The sequence below is a fragment of the Pandoraea cepalis genome (assembly GCF_902459665.1).
Lineage (GTDB): Bacteria > Pseudomonadota > Gammaproteobacteria > Burkholderiales > Burkholderiaceae > Pandoraea > Pandoraea cepalis.
The window spans coordinates 56,797-72,831 of the sequence record NZ_CABPSL010000006.1 but is presented as its reverse complement, the minus strand read 5'-3'; the positions used below and the strand labels follow the sequence as shown (position 1 = coordinate 72,831).

17 protein-coding genes and 1 tRNA gene are annotated in these 16,035 nt (G+C 62.6%); 8 read left to right on the top strand and 10 right to left on the bottom strand.

Annotation, left to right across the window (positions count from 1 at the left end; genetic code table 11):
• Positions 1 to 77: 77 nt before the first annotated feature.
• The 4 genes from PCE31106_RS10010 to PCE31106_RS09995 form a co-directional block, all read right to left on the bottom strand.
• Entirely contained in the window at positions 78 to 1,322 is a 1,245-nt protein-coding gene (locus tag PCE31106_RS10010) for a citrate synthase (RefSeq protein ID WP_150563161.1), read from the bottom strand.
• Between the two features lie 99 nt (positions 1,323 to 1,421).
• The gene (locus PCE31106_RS10005) at positions 1,422 to 1,814 is read right to left on the bottom strand and encodes a VOC family protein (protein WP_150563160.1); all 393 of its coding nucleotides are present in this window, start codon (positions 1,812 to 1,814) and stop codon (positions 1,422 to 1,424) included.
• Between the two features lie 26 nt (positions 1,815 to 1,840).
• Positions 1,841 to 3,163, bottom strand: a complete 1,323-nt coding sequence (locus PCE31106_RS10000) for an MFS transporter (protein WP_017235346.1) — start codon at positions 3,161 to 3,163, stop codon at positions 1,841 to 1,843.
• A 57-nt stretch (positions 3,164 to 3,220) separates the two neighbouring features.
• Entirely contained in the window at positions 3,221 to 3,979 is a 759-nt protein-coding gene (locus PCE31106_RS09995; protein WP_150563159.1) for an SDR family oxidoreductase, read from the bottom strand.
• 274 nt (positions 3,980 to 4,253) lie between these two features.
• Between PCE31106_RS09995 and PCE31106_RS09990 the strand changes: the two genes are divergently transcribed.
• Entirely contained in the window at positions 4,254 to 5,216 is a 963-nt protein-coding gene (locus tag PCE31106_RS09990; RefSeq protein ID WP_150563158.1) for a 2-hydroxyacid dehydrogenase, read from the top strand.
• 300 nt (positions 5,217 to 5,516) lie between these two features.
• Here the strand turns inward: PCE31106_RS09990 and PCE31106_RS09985 are convergent, their stop codons facing one another.
• Positions 5,517 to 6,026, bottom strand: a complete 510-nt coding sequence (locus PCE31106_RS09985) for a DUF2726 domain-containing protein (RefSeq protein ID WP_150563157.1) — start codon at positions 6,024 to 6,026, stop codon at positions 5,517 to 5,519.
• A gap of 414 nt (positions 6,027 to 6,440) precedes the next feature.
• On the opposite strand from PCE31106_RS09985, the gene PCE31106_RS09980 reads away from it, so the two are divergent.
• A complete protein-coding gene (locus PCE31106_RS09980) occupies positions 6,441 to 6,749 on the top strand; it encodes a hypothetical protein (protein WP_150563156.1) in 309 nt (102 codons plus the stop codon).
• Between the two features lie 25 nt (positions 6,750 to 6,774).
• On the top strand, positions 6,775 to 6,936 hold the full coding sequence (locus PCE31106_RS09975; RefSeq protein ID WP_254440974.1) for an integrase core domain-containing protein: 162 nt from the start codon (positions 6,775 to 6,777) through the stop codon (positions 6,934 to 6,936).
• 140 nt (positions 6,937 to 7,076) lie between these two features.
• Here PCE31106_RS09975 and PCE31106_RS09970 read toward each other — a convergent pair.
• From PCE31106_RS09970 to PCE31106_RS09955, 4 genes are all read right to left on the bottom strand, one after another.
• A tRNA-Leu gene (locus PCE31106_RS09970) sits at positions 7,077 to 7,161 on the bottom strand.
• Positions 7,162 to 7,281: 120 nt separating this feature from the next.
• Positions 7,282 to 8,166 carry an NAD(P)-dependent oxidoreductase gene (locus PCE31106_RS09965; protein WP_150563155.1) on the bottom strand — a complete coding sequence of 295 codons (885 nt, stop codon included), beginning with the start codon at positions 8,164 to 8,166 and terminating at the stop codon, positions 7,282 to 7,284.
• Between the two features lie 7 nt (positions 8,167 to 8,173).
• Complete coding sequence (locus tag PCE31106_RS09960; protein WP_150563154.1) at positions 8,174 to 9,343, bottom strand: ABC transporter substrate-binding protein; 1,170 nt, start codon at positions 9,341 to 9,343, stop codon at positions 8,174 to 8,176.
• Positions 9,344 to 9,498: 155 nt separating this feature from the next.
• On the bottom strand, positions 9,499 to 10,440 hold the full coding sequence (locus PCE31106_RS09955) for a CysB family HTH-type transcriptional regulator (RefSeq protein WP_017235589.1): 942 nt from the start codon (positions 10,438 to 10,440) through the stop codon (positions 9,499 to 9,501).
• Between the two features lie 132 nt (positions 10,441 to 10,572).
• On the opposite strand from PCE31106_RS09955, the gene PCE31106_RS09950 reads away from it, so the two are divergent.
• From PCE31106_RS09950 to cobA, 5 genes are all read left to right on the top strand, one after another.
• Positions 10,573 to 11,349, top strand: coding sequence for a sulfite exporter TauE/SafE family protein (locus tag PCE31106_RS09950; RefSeq protein ID WP_150563153.1), 777 nt, complete (start codon positions 10,573 to 10,575; stop codon positions 11,347 to 11,349).
• 103 nt (positions 11,350 to 11,452) lie between these two features.
• A complete protein-coding gene (locus PCE31106_RS09945; protein WP_150563262.1) occupies positions 11,453 to 12,169 on the top strand; it encodes a phosphoadenylyl-sulfate reductase in 717 nt (238 codons plus the stop codon).
• A 129-nt stretch (positions 12,170 to 12,298) separates the two neighbouring features.
• Positions 12,299 to 13,246 (top strand): sulfate adenylyltransferase subunit CysD, encoded by a 948-nt coding sequence (gene cysD, locus PCE31106_RS09940; RefSeq protein WP_017235586.1) that lies wholly within the window; start codon positions 12,299 to 12,301, stop codon positions 13,244 to 13,246.
• Between the two features lie 99 nt (positions 13,247 to 13,345).
• Positions 13,346 to 14,647, top strand: coding sequence for a sulfate adenylyltransferase subunit 1 (locus tag PCE31106_RS09935; protein ID WP_150563152.1), 1,302 nt, complete (start codon positions 13,346 to 13,348; stop codon positions 14,645 to 14,647).
• 84 nt (positions 14,648 to 14,731) lie between these two features.
• Positions 14,732 to 15,520, top strand: coding sequence for a uroporphyrinogen-III C-methyltransferase (cobA, locus tag PCE31106_RS09930; protein ID WP_150563151.1), 789 nt, complete (start codon positions 14,732 to 14,734; stop codon positions 15,518 to 15,520).
• Between the two features lie 131 nt (positions 15,521 to 15,651).
• Here the strand turns inward: cobA and PCE31106_RS09925 are convergent, their stop codons facing one another.
• The gene (locus PCE31106_RS09925; protein WP_150563150.1) at positions 15,652 to 16,032 is read right to left on the bottom strand and encodes a sirohydrochlorin chelatase; all 381 of its coding nucleotides are present in this window, start codon (positions 16,030 to 16,032) and stop codon (positions 15,652 to 15,654) included.
• Positions 16,033 to 16,035 lie beyond the last annotated feature (3 nt).

Genomic DNA, 16,035 nt, shown 5'->3' with positions numbered 1-16,035 from the left:
TGGCGCGGGGTGGGTTCATCCAACCGAGTGTGAGACCGTATCCGCCAATACGACAGGGGGAACCAGCGGGATCTCAGCTAGCGGATGATCGTCTTGAATACGCGATTTCGGTCGACGGTCGCCGCGTCAGGCAGGCCATTGCCATCGTCGTTGGGGGGCACCGAATCCACATCCTCGAGAACGGGGCCGGTGTAACGTCCGCGGGGTCGGATCACCTTTCCGACCTTGAGCTGCTCCATGCTATGCGCAAGCAGGCCGACACTTCGTGCGGTGGCGAATAGGGCGAAGGAGGCGTCGCGAGGAAGCTTGAGTTGAGAAGCCAGAACGGCAAGCGCGACATCGATGTTCGGTTGAAGCCCCGTCAAACGGGTCACCTCCCCGATAAATGACGCCAGTTCATCGGGGGGATCGAGGCGTTCCAGCAACGCCTGGGCGCGCGGGTCGCCTTCGGGATAGAGATGATGGCTGAACCCAGGGATCGGGAGGGCCGACCGCAAGTGATGGGCCACCACACTTTCCGCCCCTACTCGCTCTACATGATCGAACACGGCACGGACACGACCTGAAGCGTCGCCGTGCAACGGGCCTGAGAAGGCCGCCAGCCCGGTGAGCAGGCATCCCGGCAGCGATGCGCCGGTGGATGCCGTGATTCTTGCGGCAAAGGCGGAACTGGTTAGCTCGTGGTCGGCAACGAGTACCAGGGCTCTGCGAATGAGGTCGGTGCCTTCGCTTCCTTGCCCCCATCCAAGCGCCAGTCGTTCATGCGTGAGCGTCGCCTTTTCGCTGCATTTCGCACCAAACGCTTGGGAGACGAGCGCGACCAGATGGCCCGCCTCGGTGTGCAGTGCTCGGTCGGTTCGGCCGTGTGTCGAGTGACCATTCGCGGCAAGCGCGGCCAAGGACATGAAAGCGCACTGTCTGCCGCGCTCTTCCCACTGCAGCGGGGTTCGGTCAATGTCGAAGGCAATTGGCGATCGTGCGTTCCACAGGATGGCGGCAACGTCTTCGAGCGTCGATGCCTGTGACAGGCGAATGCTATCGCGCCCGCGGTAGTACGCGCGCCCTTTGGAAAACGTAGTGATTGCGCTGTGGATGCAAGGCTCGGCGCCGAATATCGTGCCCGCGGCAAGGGCGGCGCGTTTGCGGCCGACCTGCTTCTTTCGGCAAAGGATCGCGACGTCCTCTGCGCGATACAAGCTCTTGCGCGGGTCGGCGGGGTCCGGCATGACGGCGATGTTGCCTCGGCTGACGTAGGCGTAGATCGTCTGCGCTTGCACGCCCAACTGTCGGGCCGCTTCGGTCAACGTGATCCAGGTTCGCATGGAATAGACGTTCGCTATAGGGCAGGGCGCTCAAAACGGGCAGCGGGACTCACTCGTTTCGAGTGAGTCCCGAGCCGGTGGCTCAATATTGACGTCTCTTCAAGTAAAAGTCATCTCGCTGGGCTTGCGCTCAAGGACTTCAATGAGGATCTCGCCCGGCGACTTCACAAAAAGTGCCCGGACGCCGGCACGGACCGACTTGATCGGCTCGACGATGTCGGCTTCGCAGGCCTTGAGGTGATTGAAGGCGGCATCGAGATCATCGACGGTCACGCCGAAATGATCGATGCCTTGCGTGCGCGTGCCACCTGAGATTTCGGTCGTATGCGCGCCGGACAGTTGGGTGATGAATAAGTTGATGGACCCGATGCGAAGATCCACACGCCCCGGACGTCGAACGACTTCCGCATTCAGGCACCGGGCAAACCACGCTGCCGTGGCTTCAGCGTCTGCCGAGCATAGCTGAAGGTGATCCCATTTGAATTCAATCATGTCGTTCGTGCGATAGGTGGGGGCGTTCAAAGCTCGATTCTGGAGAGCTTGCCGAGGAGAACGGAATACGAGAACGTACCGAGCAGGCAGATAGCGCCCATCAGATTCAGTGCCCAGTAAAACTGTCCCGTGCGTTGTATGACGTAACCGATCATCAGCGGCGTCGTCACGGCAGCAATGTTGGCGGCGAGGCTCGTGATACTGCTGGTGAGACCGACATACTGGCGCGGCGCGATCTCGGAGACGGCGGCCCAGGACATCGAGCCGACACCTTGCGCGAAGAAGGCGATGGTCAGAATGGCGATGACCATCGCGTTGGATTCGACAAAGTTCACCAGGACGATGGACGAGCCGAGCAGCGTTCCGATGACCAGCGGCGCTTTGCGTGCGGCGGAGAGGGAGACGCCACGGCGAATGAAGAAGTCCGAGAGACAACCGGCGACGAGAATGCCGAGCGTCGCGCCCAGGAAGGGGAGTGCCTGAAAGATTCCAACCTTGATCATCGACATATGGCGCGCCTCGGCCAGATACGTCATGAACCACGTGGTGAAAAAGACCAGAATCGTGTTGTTGCAGAACTTGCCGAGGCAAATGGCCAGGATCTGGCGATACCCGAGCAGTTTGAGTGCCATGCGCCAGTTGAATTTTTCCCGCGACTTCTGCGCGGACGGGGTGCGCGATTCGTTGATGTAGTCGAGTTCGGCCTTGTTCACCCAGCGATGTCGCGAGGGATCCCGGTAGGCACAGAACCAGATCACGCTGAAAAGAATGCCGAAGCCGCCCGTCACGAAGAACACGGAACGCCATCCCGCGGCGGCCGAGATCCACAGCAGAAGGCCCGTAAAAATGGGCGTTCCGATGTACTGTCCCATGACGTAGACGCTGGTCGCGAATCCGCGCTCCTGCGTGGGAAACCAAAGCGTCACCGCGCGTGCATTCGATGGAAACGCGGGGGCCTCGAGCGCACCCATCGTCAGGCGAGAGCCAAGCAACATGTGATAGCCATTGGCCAGCCCCTGCGTGAGCGTCGCGAGCGACCATCCCACCAGCGACAGCGCATAGGCGATGCGTGAGCCGAGCACGTCGGCAAGGATGCCGCTGGGTAGCAAGGCGAGGGAGTACGCGAGACCGAATGCGGCGAACAGCTCGCCCATCTGCATCTTGTTCAATGCGAGGTCTTTCGAAAGGCTTGGGGCGACGATGCCGAGGGCGGATCGGTCGACGTAGTTAAGAATCGTCGCGATCAGCAACATCGACAGCACGACGTATCTGACCTTCGATGGTCTTGCCGTGATATCGCGTGATGCCGTATCGAGTGCTGACAGGTGTTGTTCCTCTGCAAATTTCATCGATGTCTCCTGATCGGTGGCCTGCCCGTTGCTTTTTATGTGGGGCGGGCGAGGGGGTTATCCGCGGCCTACGAAAGGCATGGTGGTGGCCATGAGGGTCATGTTGAGGACGTTGGCTTCGAGCGGGAGGCTGGCGATGTGAACGACAGCGTTCGCGACATGAGCGACGTCGATTCGAGCTTCCGGGGCCATGCTGCCGTCGGCCTGAAGCACGCCACGTGTCATTCGCTCCGTGAGCGACGTTGCCGCATTGCCGATATCGATCTGGCTGCAGGCGATGCGATAGGGGCGCCCGTCCAGCGCCAACGATTTGGTGATGCCCGACACGGCGTGCTTGGTGGCGGTGTAGGCGATGGTGTTGGGGCGGGGGGAGTGCGCCGAGATGGATCCGTTGTTGATGATTCGACCGCCTTGCGGCGTTTGGTTCTTCATGATGCGCCAGGCCGCTCTCGCACACAGGAACACACCCGTCAGGTTGGTGGCGACGACGTCGTTCCAGAAGTCGAGCGGGTATTCGTCCAGCGGCACGGCGCCGGCGTTGCGTCCGGCGTTGTTGAAGAGGACGTCCAGACGTCCGAATTCGCGAAGGATTTGCGCAAATGCCGCGTCCACGGAGCGTTCATCGGCGACATCGGCCGCCGCGACATACGCGTTGCCGCCTGCGTCATCGATGGCCGCTTGGGTTTCCTGAAGGGGCGCATCCCGGCGTCCGATCAGCGCGACGGTGAATCCGGATGCGGCAAACGCGATGGCGGCCGCTCGACCGATGCCGGAACCGGCACCCGTGACGGCGGCGAACTGCTTCGAGGTCGACATGACATTACCTTTTCTCAGTGGGTCACGAACCGAGAATGGCATCGGCCGCGTCGGCCGGGCAATCTTGATTCGTTCAATCAACATCTGGAAGCGCACCCAGTCGGTGGCGTGTCAGGGTTTTCCTGATGAGCGAAAGGTGGAGGGCATCCCATGGTGGGATGCGACCGAAGGGCGCGCGTGGACGGCGGTCATAGGTTGATTGATTCAATCAACATTGACCTTGGGCTGGCGGGTTTCGTAGTCTTTGTGCGACCGTCTACTTGGAGAAAAGATCATGTCGGAAAGCACGCGCACCCAACTGTTGATCGCGCGAAAAGTGCCGCAAGCCGTGGCGAGCCGCGCAGTGTCGGAATTCAACGCCTACGTGACCGAATCGGATATGGATGCATGGGCGGTGGTGGAATTCTGCAAGGCGCGCGAGGTGCCAGCCGTTCTGGTCGGGAAGAAATCCGGCTTGCAGGAAGCGCACATTGCGGCGTTGCCATCCACGGTGAAGATCATTGCCAATGCCAGCGCGGGCGTTGATCACATGAACGTGGCGTTCGCCCGCGAGCGAGGCATTGTCGTGACGAACGCGCCCGATGCCTTGACCGAATGCACGGCGGACTTCACGATGTTGCTGGTGCTGGCGGCCAGTCGGCGTGCGGCGGAATACGAAAAAATCATGCGCGCCGGTTGGGGGAAATCGTTCGGCATGACGGACATGCTGGGCACGCGCGTCAACGGGAAAACGATTGGCATCGTGGGTTTCGGACGTATCGGGCGAGCGGTCGCAAAGCGCGCGCAGGCATTTGGCATGAAGGTGGCCTACACCGACATTCAGCGGGCATCGCCGGCGCTGGAGAACGGGGCGGTGTTTTATCCAAGCCTCACGGAACTGCTTCCGCATTGCCAGGTGCTCTCGCTGCATGTTCCCGGTGGCGGATCGCCGCTCATGACGAAGGCGCAGTTCGATCTCATGCCGAAGGGGGCCGTATTTGTGAATGCGGCGCGTGGCGATCTGGTAGATGAAGATGCGCTTTACGGCGCATTGACGTCGGGGCACCTTTTCGGCGCGGGTCTCGACGTGTATCGAAATGAGCCCAATGTCGATGCCCGCTTCGCATCGCTGGACAACGTATTTCTTACGCCTCACATGGCGAGCGCGACGAAAGAGACGCGCGACCAGATGGGGTTCACCGCGTTGGACAATGTGGCGGCTGTGCTAGCGGGGCGTAGCGTACTAAACCCGGTCTGATGGGGTTTGCCTTCGCAAGACGCTCATATGGCGTTTGCCCCGACGTGTGGCGGCGAAGCGGCGTAGCGGCGTAGCGGCGTAGCAGGGATGACGCCTGGCATTTTCAACGCCGCGGCAGGCCGGTGACGGTGAACTGACCCCGTAAAGTTGGACGGGGAAGTGATGGCGGTAAGGGCCGGGTTCTGTACCGCACGGAACTTAGCCCTTCTGGCTGGCTCGAGCCTGATGCGGCCGTGATCGTAGTCGTGGATGCCGTGGGCAAAGGCGGGGCGGATCTAGACGCCCCTTTCGGGTCGCGGGTCATGCGGCGAATTTCAGATCGCCGGCGCCGTTGGTGCTTCCCAGAATCGCTTGTCGAATGGCCGATTCTGAAGGATAGCGCCTGACGTCAAATCGCACGAGGCGCACATTGACTGCCTTCAACACGTCGTCCTTCTTTGCGTCCCGCGCTCGTTGTTGCTTTCCCTCATGCGACGGGTCATCCAGCTCAACTGCGGCAGCGATTGAAAAGTCAGGGGTGCAGACGAGGAAGTCCACCGATAGTTGCGCGATTCGGTTGAAGTGCGAATGGCTCTTGCCGCGCTTGGTTCGGACGATTCGCTTGATATCGACCTGTGCCAGAACGATGTATCCGGGCAAGCTGTTGACCAACAGCCGATAGAACGCTTGCTCGGTTTTCGTGAGCGGTTTCACGGCGTAGTACGCGGTCGAGTCGATGGCGATGCCCGCCCTGCGTTTGCGCGGTCGAACCGTCTCCAACATCAACACCATGACAACAAGCAGGGCAAGGGAAAGCAATGCCAACCCCATACGAAACCTCCGAAGTTCACGGATAAGTGGGGGGCACTTTTTGATTTTTCCTGCGGGAAACCTTTACGCCGGATGCTATCGATGGGCGGCGAGCTTGTCCCGCGCATTGTAGTCTTACATCCCTACGCAAGTTGTGCGCATATGCCGCCTCCATCGATGTGAGTGGCACAACTGTGGCATCGAATGATGTTGAAATTCGTGCCTTAGGGTCGTGGGTTCACCGTGATTCCGTCAGCCCGTCTTCGTTTCGCCGCTTATACGTCACAAACGTTTTCGCAGCGCGTCGAAACTTTTCGGGTGTCGACGTATAGGCTCGGATATTCGGAAGTTGCTGAAACGCAAGGTTTGGCACTCCTGCGATGATGAAGTCAGTCGTTAGCGCGGCTAAATTTATTCACATGTCAGGAGATTTTGATGAGTGATTCAAACAAGAGCGGCGGGAAGGACGAAGAAATCGGCGGTCAAGGCGATGGCGGGTTCGACCTCCCCAAGTCGTTGACGCGCGAGGGGCATGTTGTCTGGTTCCACGAATACAAGAAGTACCTCGGTTACGCGTGGGACGAGCGAGCAGGAGAAATCAGGCGAGCGCATGTGTCCGACCCCGAGCACGCGATTTACTTTGAGACGTTCGCAGAAGCGATGGTGGCGACGGATACGTTGATGGGCCCGCACGTCATTATTCACGCGGCGAGGCGGGGTGAGAAACCGCGATTGGTGAGATAGATTGGGTTGCGGCCCATCCAATGCGGTGGGCCGTTATCGGCAAATTCTGGATTCACCCTCGCGCTTTGCTACGCCGCAGCACGCCAGCCGTGTAATCGGCGACCGGATCCAGTTCTACAACCATCGGCGGCCGCGCCAAGCGCTGAAGACGATGACCCCGGCCGAGGCCTTTGCTTTAGCCGCCTGACCTGCGATGACCGAACACTACGTGCGTGACCGACTGGGCGACAAGGTTGAACCGACCCAATAACCGGTTTTGCGGAGCCAAATACGAATTGTGGAGCAGGGCAGAAATGGGCGGAATCGCCGAATGCCTTGAAATCACTGTGGTGCCCAGGGCCGGAATCGAACCGGCACGCCTTGCGGCGGGGGATTTTGAGTCCCCTGCGTCTACCAATTTCACCACCTGGGCAGGTGTGCGTTCACCGAGCGGTGTCGCAGCGTGACTCGTTCAATGAACCTAACGGCTCACCGGACGAAGGCGAGATTATGACCGAAATTCTTCGCGGCCACAAGCCCGCCCCGTCGGCGTTCAATGAACTTGCTGTTGACTCTCGAGCACGCGCAGCAGCGACGACGTGTCGTCATGCCCCCAGCCGCGCTCCATCAGCGCCGTCAGCTGGGCTTTCACCAGTGACAGTGCCGGCAGCGAGAGCCCTGCGTCGGCCACGGCGTCCAGGATCATCGCGAAATCCTTGTCGTGCAGGCGCGCTTCAATTCCCGCCGCAAAGTCGCGATGGGCCATCTTCGGCCCCATCATGTCGAGCATGCGACTGCCCGCCAGCCCCTGCGAAATCGCTTCGATGACCTTGTCCTGATCCACGCCGTTGCGCGCCGCGAACAGCATCGCCTCCGCAATGCCCTGGATATTGATCACCTGCACGATCTGATTGCACGCCTTCGCCACCTGACCCGCCCCCACGTCGCCCACATGCGTGATCGTCGTGCCCAACACGGACAACAGGGGCTTGACCTTCTCGAAGACGTCATTCGACGCGCCGACCATGATCGATAGCGAGGCGTCGGCCGCGCGAGATGGCCCGCCAGACACCGGCGCATCCACCAGCACAATCTCGTGAAGCGCCAGGCGCGCGGCCATACGCCGCGTCGCCTCCGCCGAAATCGTGCTGTGATCCACGCAGATCGCGCCCGCCCGCGCCCCATGCACCACGCCATCCGCCCCAAGCAGCACCGCCTCCACGTCCTGTGTCGTCGTGACGTTGGTCACGACGAAGTCCGCATCGGCGGCGGCCTGCGCGGGCGTTGCGAACACTTCTGCGCCCTGCGCGACGAACGGGGCCGCAGCCTCCGGCCGGCGCGCGTAGAGGTGCAACCGATGCCCCGCGGCCATCAAATGACGAACCATCTGGCCGCCCATGGCGCCCAGCCCGATAAACGCGATGGTGTATGTCGTCATGCCGGGATCAATTCGAGACGTAGACGAACTTTCCGTTCTTGATCTGCCCCATCACGCTGGCACGCTGATCGAGCCCCACGTGGTCCTTCGGGCTGAGATTCATGATGCCGTTCGGAATGGCGAGATTGTGCGTGGATTCGAGCGCATCGCGCAGCGCCACACGGAATGCCGGCGTGCCCGGTGCCGCCACCTTCACGGCGCGCGGTACGGCGTCGTTGAGCAGATCCCATACGCCATAGGCGTCGGCGGCGAACTGCGTGACCGTATCGGGGCCATATTTGGCCTCGTACTGCTTGGTGAACGCCAACGCCGCCATGCGCGCCGGATGCCCGGCCGGCAACGTCTTGGCAACCACACCCGGCTGCGTCGGGAACAGCGTGCCTTCCACGTCCTTGCCCCCCACGCGAACGAAGTCGTACGTGGCGATGCCGTGCGTCTGGTAGATCTTCCCGGCATACCCGCGCTCCTGCAACGTGCGCTGCGGCAACGCCGCCGGCGTGCCCGATCCGGCTACCAGGACAGCGTCAGGCTTGGCCGCCATCAGCTTCAGGATCTGGCCCGTGACACTCGTGTCCGTGCGGTTGAAACGCTCCTGGGCCACGACCTTGAGCTTGCGAAGTTCGGCAAACTTCGAGAACTCTTTCCACCAGCTCTCGCCGTAGGCATCGGCAAAGCCGATAAAGCCTACCGTCTTGATCCCGTGGTTGGCCATGTAGCGCGTCATCACGTCGGCCATCGCCGAATCGTTCGCGGCCATCTTGAAGGCCCACCGGCGCTTGGCATCCTGCGGCTCCACGGCGACGGCCGAACCGATCAGGGTGATCATCGGCGTCTCGGCCTCCGAAATCGGGTCGAGCATGGCCAGTGCGCTCGGCGTAATGTTCGGGCCAACGATGACGTCGACCTTGTTCTCACTGATGAATTTGCGCGCGTTCTTCACGGCCGTACCGGGGTCGGTGCCGTCGTCAAGGAAGAGGTAGTGCGCCTTCTGCCCGCCAATATGGTCAGGCCAAAGCTGCATGGCATTCTTGCTGGCGATACCGATGGCGGCCGCCGGGCCGGTCGACGACAGATCGATACCGACGGTGATATCGGCGCGAGCCGCCGTCACAACGCCGGCGAGGGTCAGGGCAAGCAGCACGCCCGACAGGCGGATGCCGCGAAGAGGTGAGCGCATGGGGTCTCCTGTTGATCGAATCGCGTAAGCATACCGCACCGCTTGCGTTCGGCCAGCGAAGAAAAATAGTGCCAGGCTCACCGCGGAATGCGAGGGGCGGCACGCCCGGTGACCGGGCGTCGGCGCGCTATGTTTCCCCAACGCCCCTGGAGGGCTTAAAGCTCGTAACTTTCGTGTTCGCCGCGCAAGGCTTGCTCGACCAGCTTGCGCGTCAGGATCGGCGAGAGCAGTTCGACCATCGTGAACACGTAGCCGCGCAGATAGGCGCCCTGTTTGAGGGCGACGCGCGTCACGTTCGTGCCGAAGAGGTGCCCGACCTGGAGCGCCCGGAGGTTACGGTCGCGCTCGGGATCGAACGCCACCCCCGCCAGAATCCCCACGCCAAGCCCCAATTCGACATAGGTCTTGATGACATCGGCGTCGATCGCCTCGAGCACGATGTCCGGCTGGACATGGCGCAGCGCGAAGGCCTGATCGATCTTGGCGCGGCCGGCGAATTGGGGGTCATAAGTAATCAGCGGATATTTCGCCAGATCCTCGATGCCGACGGACGGGAGTTGCAGCAGCGGGTGATCCGGCGGTACCACGGCCACGTGCTGCCATTGATAGCAAGGCAGCGACACCAGATCCTTATAGCCGGCAATCGCTTCGGTCGCGATGGCCAGATCCGCCTGGTCGTGCAGCACCATTTCTGCGATCTGCGTCGGGCTCCCCTGCAAGATCGAGAGCCGCACCTTCGGATACCGCTTCTTGAACTCGGCCACCGCGTGCGGCAGCGAATATCGCGCCTGCGTATGCGTCGTGGCGATCGCCAGACTGCCCTGATCCTGCGCGGCGTAGTCCTTGCCGATCCGCTTGAGGCTCTCCACCTCCAGCAGGATTCGCTCGACGGACTCGAAAATGATGCGCCCGGGCTCGGTCAGATTGCGGATGCGCTTGCCATGCCGGGCAAAGATGTCCACCCCAAGCTCTTCTTCCAGCTCGATGATGGCCTTCGAAACCCCCGGCTGGGAGGTAAACAGCGCCTTGGCGGCAGCGGTCAGGTTGAAATTCTGGCGAACGGCTTCGCGCACGAAGCGGAACTGGTGCAGGTTCATTTGTATAACTTTCGAAAATATACAAACAATTTTTAATTCGTTTGAAGTATATAGCGTTTTCATTACAGTGGGTGCCACTGTTTCGATAACGTTATTCCCGCCAGGCATTAAGCACCAACAGGAACGTCATACATGTCGCTGTGGCTCGAACCCCTCTCCGGATTTGGCGTCGGCCTGCTGGTCGGTCTGACCGGCGTCGGCGGGGGCTCGCTGATGACGCCGCTGCTCACGCTGCTGCTGGGCTACGCGGCGCCGGTCGCGGTCGGCACCGATCTGGCATTTGCGGCGGTGACCAAGAGCTTCGGCACTGTCGCGCATCGCTCACACGGCCACGTGAAGTGGCACGTCGTGCGCAGGCTCACGCTCGGCGCCTTGCCGGCGGCGCTGGTGACGATCGTTGTCCTGAAGCACCTGGGGGGCATCGACGACGCGGCGCTGCATGTCATCAAGCTGACGATCGCGGCCTCGGTGCTGCTTACGGTGCTCTCCTTGCTGTTCCGCGCCAAGCTGCTGGCGGCGCTGCGCACCCACCCGAACTGGCAGTTGACGGGCCGCAAGCAAGTCGTGGCCACCGTGCTGGTGGGCGCCGTGATCGGCGTGCTCGTCACGATTTCTTCGATTGGCGCCGGTGCCGTTGGCGCGACGCTGATTCTGATGCTGTACCCACAGTTGGAACCGGCCGAAGTCGCCGGAACCGATATCGCGTATGCGGTGCCGCTGACGGCCATTGCGGCGCTGGGTCATATTTGGCTCGGGACGGTGCACTGGGCACTGCTCGGCAGTCTGTTGATCGGCTCGCTGCCCGGGATCTGGCTGGGTGCGAAGCTCACCCGTCATCTGCCCGAGCGCGTGGTGCGCGGGGCGCTGGCGGCAACGCTCACGCTCGCGGCAGTGAAGCTGGTCGGCTGACCCCCACAGACAACAAGGAGTTCGCGACATGCGAAACGAATCCCGCTGGGAACCCACGCAAGCGACTACACCGTCGAACGGGGCCGATGCCGAGCATCAGGACATGGCGCTGCTCGACGAGATGGAAGCCGTGCTGGCCGAGCGCCTCGCGCGCATCGCGGGTTCGCATCGCAATGTGAAGTTTGCCAGCAGTCTGGCCGCTGAAGACATGCTCATTACGCACGTGATTCTGCGCCAGCAACTGCCGATCACCGTCTTCACGCTCAATACCGGGCGTTTGCATGCCGAGACGCTGGGCATGCTCGATCAGATCAAATCGCGCTATGGCTACGACGTCGCGCAGTACGCGCCGCAGGCCGATGCCGTCGAGACGTATGTGGCCGAGCACGGTGCGAATGCGTTCTACGAAAGTGTGGACCTGCGCAAGGCGTGCTGCCAGATTCGCAAGGTCGAGCCGCTGGGCCGCGCGTTGGCCGACGCCGACGCCTGGCTCACCGGCCAGCGACGCGAGCAGTCGGTCACGCGCGAGGAACTGGCGTTCGCCGAGCACGACGATGCCCGCGGCATCGCCAAGTACAACCCGATCTTCGACTGGACCGAAGCGCAGGTGTGGGCCTATCTGACGGCGCGTGACGTGCCGGTCAACCCGCTGCATGCGCGCGGCTACCCGAGCATCGGCTGCGAGCCGTGTACGCGTGCCATCCGCCCGGGGGAAGACAGCCGCGCCGGGCGCTGGTGGTGGGAGTCGCGCGACAGCAAGGAATGCGGATTGCATGCAAGCAACCTGAGCCAGATCCCGGTGTCCGTGCAGTCGAGCTGAGGCATCGGGCGCGGCGCAGGCGGATCGGGCGAACCCGCAAGACATATAACGATGTGACGAGCTCAAGCGGCGACGCATCGTGACGAATCGAATCACGGAAATTTCGGAATCATCAAGGAAGGGAACACTATGGGTGCGATGCACGAAGTCGCGCAAGCCAACGGCTCGCGTATGGATCATCTGGACTGGCTCGAAGCCGAATCGATGTACATCCTGCGCGAGGTCGTGGCGGAGTGCCGCAAACCCGCACTGCTGTTCTCGGGCGGCAAGGATTCGGTCGTGGTGCTGCACCTGGCGCTCAAGGCCTTTGGTCTTGGCCCGAACCGCAAGACGGTACTGCCGTTCCCGCTCGTCCATATCGACACCGGTCACAACTATCCGGAAGTGATCGAGTTCCGCGATCGTCACGCAAAGGCGCTCGGCGCCGAACTGGTCGTAGGTCACGTGGAAGATTCGATCGAGCGCGGCACGGTCCGCCTGCGTCGCGAGAACGATTCACGCAACGCGGCGCAGGCCGTGACGCTGCTCGAAACCATCGCCGAACACGGCTACGACGCCATGATCGGCGGTGCGCGCCGCGACGAAGAGAAGGCTCGCGCAAAAGAGCGCATCTTCTCGTTCCGCGACGAATTCGGTCAGTGGGATCCGAAGGCGCAGCGTCCGGAACTGTGGCACCTGTTCAATGCGCGTCTGCACAAAGGCGAGCACCTGCGCGTGTTCCCGATCTCGAATTGGACCGAACTGGACGTGTGGCAATACATCGCCCGCGAGAACCTCGACCTGCCGTCGATCTACTACGCGCATGAGCGCGAAATCGTGCGTCGCAACGGGTTGCTCGTGCCGGTCACGCCGCTCACGCCGAAGCAGGACGACGAGTCGAGCGAACTGGCGTCGGTGCGCTTCCGTACCGTCGGAGACATCAGTTGCACGTGCCCGGTTGCCAGCGTGGCCGCCAGCCCGGTGGAGATCATTGCCGAGACGGCCGTGACCGACATCACCGAGCGCGGCGCCACCCGCATGGACGATCAGGCATCGGAAGCCGCGATGGAACAGCGCAAAAAGCAGGGCTATTTCTAAGGCGCCGAACCGCCGCCATCCGCCCTAAGTACAGACACATCGGCCCGCCGGGCGCGCAGAGTCGCCGCGCCAGGGGCCACGCAATCGAGTCAAGACATCATGAGCCTCACCCCGCATCTGGAAGACCTCGGCGTGCTGCGTTTCATCACGGCAGGCAGCGTTGACGACGGCAAAAGCACGTTGATCGGCCGTCTGCTGTACGACAGCAAGTCGGTGTTGACCGACCAGCTCTCCGCCATCGCACGCGCCAAGCACAAACGTACCGCCGGCGAAGACATCGACTTCTCGCTGCTCACCGACGGCCTTGAAGCCGAGCGCGAGCAGGGCATTACCATCGACGTCGCCTATCGCTACTTCACGACCGCGCGTCGCAAGTTCATCATCGCCGACACGCCGGGCCACGAGCAGTACACGCGCAACATGGTCACGGGCGCATCGACGGCGCATGCCGCGATCATTCTGGTCGATGCCACGCGCGTGACCGAAGTCGACGGCCACACGGAGTTGCTTGCGCAGACGAAGCGCCACAGTGCCATCGTCAAACTGCTGGGCCTTCAGCACGTCATTGTCGCCATCAACAAGATGGACCTGATCGACTACAGCGAGACAGCGTTCAACGCCATTCGCGCCGCCTATCTGGATCTGGCGCAGCGCCTGGGGCTGGCGGACGTGCGCTTCGTGCCCGTGTCCGCGCTCAAGGGCGACAACATCGTGTACGCGAGCGAGCGCATGCCGTGGTATCAGGACGAACCGTTGCTCGACATGCTCGAATCGCTGCCGGTCGCGCAGTCGGGCGGCGAACTGCGCTTCCCGGTGCAACTGGTGGCGCGTCAGGACGGCGCTCATGCCGACGACTTCCGCGGCTACATGGGGCGCGTGGAATCGGGTTCGGTGCGTGTCGGACAGGCGCTGCGCGTGTTGCCGGCAGGCCGCACGGCGAGCGTCGCCGAGATCATCGGGCCGCGCGGCTTGCTCGAGGAAGCGTTTGCGGGGCAGTGCGTGACGATTCGTCTGACGGAAGACGTGGATGTGTCGCGCGGCGACACGTTGGTGGCGAGCGCCTCCACGCTGGCGCCGTCGCGCAAACTGGCGGCCGACGTGTGCTGGTTCGATGAGGATGCCCTCGCGCCGCAGCGCAAATACCTGCTCAAGCAGGCGACCAGCACGGTGTACGTGAAGATCGGCAGCGTGGACACGGTGCTCGACGTCAGCACGCTCTTGCACGGCACGGACAAGGCGACCCTCGCCATGAACGACATCGGCCGTGTGCAGTTGAGCTTGCAGAAGCCGGTGGCCGCCGACACCTATGACGCGAACCCGGCTACGGGCGCGTTCGTGTTGATCGACGAAGCCACGCACCACACGGTGGCAGCGGGCATGATCCGCAGCCTCGCGGCGTAATTATTGCGTATTGCATATTGCGTTACCCGGCGCACGGTCCCCCGGATGGGGCCGGCGCCAATCCTCACGAACCATGGCGACATCATGACGGTGACTTCCTCGCAAACCGGTACGGCGCCGGGCAAGGTCTATCTCGTTGGGGCGGGCCCCGGCGCGGCCGATCTGATCACGGTGCGCGGCGCACGACTGTTGGCTCAGGCCGACGTGGTGCTGCACGACGCGCTGGTCGAACCCGAGATGCTGGCGTTGTGCCCGCAGGCCAAGCGCATTGCTGTCGGGAAGCGTTGCGGGAGGCAATCGAGTGCGCAGCACTTCATCAACAAGCAGTTGATTGATCACGCGCGGACCCACGCGCTGGTGGTGCGCTTGAAGGGCGGCGATCCGATGCTGTTCGGTCGCGCCGACGAGGAGTTGCGCGCGCTGGAGGCGGCAGGCATTGCAGTGGAAGTCGTGCCTGGCATTACGGCGGCGCTGGCCAGTGCGGCGGCGCTGGGGCGTTCGCTGACGCTGCGCGGCGTGTCCCGCAGTGTGGCCTTCGCCACGCAAAGCCGTGCGCCCGAGTCGGCCGAGATCGCGGCGCAGGCGTCGGCCGATTCGCTCGTCTATTACATGGGACGAGACAGTGCCCAGCGCATTGCAGTGGAATTGATCGCGGCAGGCAAGCCCGCAGCGACACCCGTGGCGATCGTGGAGGCCGCAACGACATCGCGCGAGCGACGCGTGCGCCTTACGCTGGACGATGTTCGCCAAGGGTTGGCGGCGTCGTGGTTCGACGCGTCGCAGCCGAGTGTCCTGCTCATCGGCGAGGCGTTCGCACATGCGGATGCCGCGTCGTTGCACGAGTGGGCGACCCAGGCGGCGATGGCGGCCTGACGGCGATCGCCCCCGAGCGTCAGTCAGCGTCATTGGTGCCGGTCACGGTTTACGCAAAACGGCGTCACAGTTCACCCTGTGACGCCGTTTTCTCATTCTGGCGATGCCCTGCCGAGATGAGGCGATTTCCCTCAGCTGCCGTCCATCATCCTGCCGCAATAGTCGGCGAGGGCGTCGAGCACTGTGTCGTCCTCGCCGATGGCGGCGCTCACGCGCAAGTCGAGCTGGGGATGGGCGGCGCGGCAAGCGTCGGCGAGCGCCGGAAGATCACGCCTCACGTGGCCACCCTGGCCCAAAAAGACCGGCACCAACGTGATATCGAACGTTCCCTGCGATGTCATGGTCGCCACGGCGTCGCCGAGGTTCGGTGTCATCAGTTCAAGAAAGGCTAGCTGAACGTCGGCGTCGGGACGCCGGGCGCTCAGCTTGTCGCGCAGACGCTCGAACGGTTCGGCCCAGCGCGGGTCGCGGGATCCGTGGGCGAACAGGACGATGCCGGGTTTGCTGGACATGAT